This window comes from Streptomyces sp. Isolate_45 (assembly GCF_024721315.2).
In the GTDB taxonomy this organism is placed as follows: Bacteria; Actinomycetota; Actinomycetes; order Streptomycetales; family Streptomycetaceae; genus Streptomyces.
Genome location: NZ_JANFAK020000294.1, coordinates 1 through 4972 on the forward strand (window position 1 = coordinate 1; position 4972 = coordinate 4972).

Sequence of the window (4972 nt, forward strand, 5' to 3'; positions counted from 1 at the left end):
ACACCGGCGCCTGCTCCACGATCACGTGCGCGTTCGTCCCGCTGAACCCGAACGACGACACACCCGCACGACGCGGGTGGCCCGTCTCCGGCCACGTCGTGCGTTGCGTCAGGAGCTCGACCGCGCCGGACTGCCAGTCCACGTGGGGCGAGGGCTCGTCGGCGTGCAGGGTTCGGGGCAGGACACCGTGCCGCATCGCCAGCACCATCTTGATCACGCCGGCCACGCCCGCCGCCGCCTGGGTGTGGCCTATGTTCGACTTCACCGAGCCCAGGAGCAGCGGATGCCCCTCGGGCCGGTCCTGGCCGTACGTCGCGATCAGGGCCTGGGCCTCGATCGGGTCGCCGAGCGAGGTTCCCGTGCCGTGGGCCTCCACCACGTCGACCTGGTCGGTGGAGAGCCGGGCGTTGGTCAGGGCCTGACGGATGACGCGCTGCTGGGACGGACCGTTGGGGGCGGTCAGGCCGTTGGAGGCGCCGTCCTGGTTGATCGCCGAGCCACGGACCACGGCGAGTACCGGGCGTCCGTTCTTCCGTGCGTCGGAGAGCCGTTCCAGGAGCAGGACGCCCACCCCTTCCGCCGGGCCGAAGCCGTCGGCGTTCGCCGCGAACGCTTTGCAGCGGCCGTCCGTGGACAGGCCGCGCTGCTTGCTGAACTCGACGAAGAGTCCGGGTGTGGACATCACGTGGACGCCGCCGGCGACGGCCAGGGAGCACTCCCCCGCCCTGAGGGCCTGCACCGCCAGGTGCAGGGCGACGAGCGAGGCCGAGCAGGCGGTGTCGACCGTGACGGCGGGGCCTTCGAGGCCGAAGGTGTAGGAGAGCCTGCCGGACAGCACGCTGGAGGCGTTGCCGGTGCCGAGGTGGCCCGCGTAGTCCTCGCTCGCCTCCAGCAGCGGGGTGAGGTAGTCGGAGCCGTTCATCCCGACGAAGACGCCGCTCCGGCTGCCGCGCAGGCTGTGCGGGTCGATGCCGGCGCGTTCGAACGCCTCCCAGGAGGTTTCCAGCAGCAGCCGCTGCTGCGGGTCCATCGCCATGGCCTCGCGCGGGGAGATCCCGAAGAAGTCGGCGTCGAAGGCGGAGGCCGCTTCGAGGAACCCGCCCTCGCGGGTCGTCGTGGTGCCCTGATCGTCGGGGTCGTCCGAGAACAGGTGGTCCAGGTCCCAGCCCCGGTCGGTGGGGAATTCGGTGAGGGCGTCGCCGCCGGCGGCGAGCAGGTCCCACAGTTCCTCGGGCGAGCGGACGCCGCCGGGGAACCGGCAACTCATCGCCGTGATGGCGACGGGCTCGTGGGCCTGGCTCTCGATGTCCCGCAGGCGTCCGTACGCCTCGTCGAGATCCGTCGTGACCTTCTTGAGGTATTCGCGGAGCTTTGCTTCGTTCGCCACTGGCGCTTCACCTATTCGCGTGATCGAGACCGTGGAGGGACGGCTCAAGAATTCAGGTAGATCGGGAGATCCGGGGAGATCCGGGGAGATCCGGGGAGTTCCTGGGACTGCCGGGGACTGCCGGGGAGTTCAGGGGAGTTCTGGAGCCGACGGAACCCGAGGATATTTGAGGGATATCGGGAAGCCCGGGGCCGTACCGCCGGAACAGGGGTTCCGGCGGTACGGCCTGGGGGTGGTTGGGGTTCAGCCCTGGCCGAACTTCTTGTCGATGAGGGCGAACAGCTCGTCGTCGCTCGCGTCCTCGATCTCTCCGGCTCCCGCCTCGTCGTCCGTCCCGCGGGCGTCGTTCCACTGCGCCAGCAGGGTCTGGAGACGTACCGCGATCCGTGCGTGGGCGGCGTCGTCGCCTGCCGCGGAGGCCAGTTCCGTCGGGTCCATGGAGGAGAAGGTGCTTTCGAGGCGGTCGAGTTCCTCCAGTACGGAGAGCTTGCGGCCGCTCGCCCCCTCGGGGGCCAGCTCGCCCAGCACCTGCCGGGCCAGCGCGGCCGGCGTGGGGTAGTCGTAGACCAGGGTGGCGGGCAGCCGGAGCCCGGCGGCCGCGCCGAGCCGGTTGCGGAGTTCGACCGCGGTCAGCGAGTCGAAGCCCAGGTCCTTGAACGACTGCTCCTCCTCGATCTGTTCGGCCGACTTGTACCCGAGCACCGCGGCTACCTGCCCGCGCACCAGGTCCAGTACGGTCCGCTCCCGCTCGGCGGGCGACAGCCCGGCGAGCCGCTGTGCCGGCGATTGCTCCCCCGCACCGTCGGTCGCGGTCGCGTCCGTGCCGTCCGCGCGGTGCGCGTGGGACGTCGTCGCCGTCCGCCGCCGCTGCCGGACGGGGGTTCGCACCAGACCGCGGAACATCGGGAGGATCCCGCCGTCCGCCGCCCGGACCCGCAGGGTCGGCAGGTCGACGGCGACGGGCAGCAGGACCGGCTCGCCGTCCGCCGCGAGGGCGGCGTCGAAGAGCGCAAGCCCTTCCTCCGCCGACAGCGGCGCGACACCGCCGCGCGCGGCCCGTTCCCGCTCCGCGTCGGTGAGCCGGCCCGCCATGCCGCGCTCCTCGGCCCACATGCCCCACACCAGGGACAGTGCGGCGAGTCCTCCGGTCCGGCGGTGCCGGGCGAGGGCGTCGAGGAAGACGTTCGCCGCGCCGTAGTTGGCCTGGCCGGCGCCACCGAGCGTGCCGGCGGCGGCCGAGAAGAGGACGAACGCCGACAGGTCGAGGTGACGGGTCAGCTCGTGCAGGTGCAGTGCCCCGTCGACCTTGGGCCGCATCACCCGGTCGACGCGCTCGGGGGTGAGCAGGTCCACGACTCCGTCGTCCAGGACCGCCGCCGTGTGGACGACCGCCGTCAGGGGGCGGTCGGCCGGTACGGACTCCAGGAGCGCGGCCAGCGCCTCCCGGTCGGCGACGTCGCACGCCGCCCAGGTGACCCGGGCGCCCAACGCGGTCAGTTGTGCGGTGAGCGCGGCGGCCGTGTCGGTGTCACCGCCCTTGCGACCGGTGAGCAGCAGGTGTCGTACGCCGTGTTCGGTGACCAGGTGGCGGGTGAGGAGGCCGGCGAGTCCGCCGCCGGCTCCGGTGACGAGAACCGTGCCGCGCGTGTCGATGCGGCTCTTCGTGTCGTCACCCGCCGGAGCGGTGTCGGCGGCGTCAACCCGCGCCAGACGCGGGACGTACAACGTGCCCTTGCGTACGGCCAGTTCGGGCTCGTCTGAGGTGAGGGCGGCCGCGAGGGCCCGGCCGGAGGCGTCGGTTCCGTCGAGGTCGACGAGTACGAACCGGTCGGGGTGCTCGGTCTGTGCGGCGCGCAGCAGCCCCCACACCGGGGTGTGGGCGAGGTCGCCGGCTTCGGTGTCCGTGTGCGCGGCCACGGCGCCCCGGGTGACGACGGCGAGGCGCGTGCCGGCGAAGCGGCCGTTGTCCAGCCAGCTCTGCACGGTCGCGAGCGCCCGGTGAGTCGCCTCGTGCACCTCTTGCGCCGCCGGGAGGGCCGGAGTTCGGTCGGTGTTCGTCATGAACGGCACGATCACGGTGTCGGGCGCCGGCCGGCGTCCGGCGGTGACGGCGTCGTCCAGCGCCTCCAGGTCCTCGTACGTGGCGACGGGGACCCCGGCGCCGCCCAGGGCGGCGGCGAGGTGTGCGGTGCCGTTCTCGGCGGTGCCGTCCTTGGCGGTGCCGATGATCGCGAGGGTCGCTGTGCCCGCCCGGGCCGATGCCGCCGTCCGTACCCAGTCGAGGCGGAACAGCGAGTCGTGGACTCCGTCGGGGGCCGCCACGGCGAACCGCTCGACGTCGAGGTCCCGGGTCACCAGGGCCTCGACCGACGCGAGGGGCGCGCCCTGCGCGTCGGCCAGCTCCACGGACACGGTGTCCGCGCCGGCCGGGGTGACGCACAGACGGAGCGTGGCCGCCGCGTCCGGTGCGCCCGTCGTGTCCGGTGTCCCCGCTCCGGCCGCGTGCAGTCGTACGCCGCGCCAGGCGAGGGGTTCCCTGGCCTCGACGGTGTCCCCGCCGGTGGCGGTGGCCGCGAGGGCCTGCAGCGCCGTGTCGAGCAGGGCGGGGTGCAGGGCGAACCCGGCTGCCGAGGAGCGCAGTTCGCCGGAGAGTCCGGCTTCCGCGAAGACCTCGCCGCCGCGCACCCAAATCCGCTTCAGGGTCCTGAGTTCGGCCCCGTGGTGGATCCCGGCAGCGGCGAGGCGCGCGTGCACCTCCTCGACGGAAACCTCCCCGGCGTCGGCGGGCGGCCACTCCCCGGCGCCGAAGGCGGCGGTAGCGCCACCGGCCTCGGCCTCGGCTTCGGCCCCGGCCTCGGCCTCGGCGAGGAAGCCCGTGGCATGTCGGGACCAGGTCCCTCCGTTCGCCCCGTGACTGTCCGCCGCTTCGGGTCGGCTGTGCACCTGCACGGTGCGGCGTCCCATCGCGTCCGCGCCGCCGACGGTGAGCCGCAGTTGCACTGCCCCTTCCTCCGGCAGCACGAGCGGTGCCTCGTGGGTCAGCTCTTCCAGTCGGACGCAACCGGCGTCGGCCCCGGCCCGCAGGGCGAGTTCGACGAAGGTCGCACCGGGCACGACCACCGAGTCGGCCACGACGTGCCCGGCCGGCCAGGGGTGAGTACGGCGGGACAGGCGGCCGGTGAACAGGAACCCGCCCGTGTCCGGCAGTTCGACCGCCGCGCCGAGGAGCGGGTGCCCGGCCGACTCGATGCCGAGCGAGGCGGCGTCCTCCAGCGCCGCGAAGGAGTCGATCCAGTAGCGCTCGCGCTGGAAGGCGTACGTCGGCAGGTCGACGCGGCGGGCGCCGGTTCCGGCGTAGAAGGCGGTCCAGTCGACGGTGACGCCCCGGACGTGAGCCTGCCCGAGGCCCGTGACGATGGTCGCGGCCTCGGCGCGGGAAGCGCGGAGCAGGGGCAGGAACGTGGCTGCCTCGCCGGTGAGGCAGTCCTGGGCGAGGGCGGAGAGGATGCCGTCGGGACCGAGTTCGAGGTAGGTGGTCACGCCGGCGGCTTCCAGGGTGCGGACGCCGTCGAGGAAACGCACGGC

General features: G+C 73.4%; 2 protein-coding genes. Both read right to left on the bottom strand.

Annotation, left to right across the window (positions count from 1 at the left end; translation table 11 throughout):
- On the bottom strand, nucleotides 1-1387 hold a 1387-nt coding region (locus tag NOD94_RS40175), incomplete at its 3' end, for a beta-ketoacyl synthase N-terminal-like domain-containing protein (RefSeq protein WP_281211192.1).
- Nucleotides 1388-1630: 243 nt separating this feature from the next.
- The coding region (locus tag NOD94_RS40180) for a type I polyketide synthase (RefSeq protein WP_281211193.1) at nucleotides 1631-4972 on the bottom strand (3342 nt) is incomplete at its 5' end.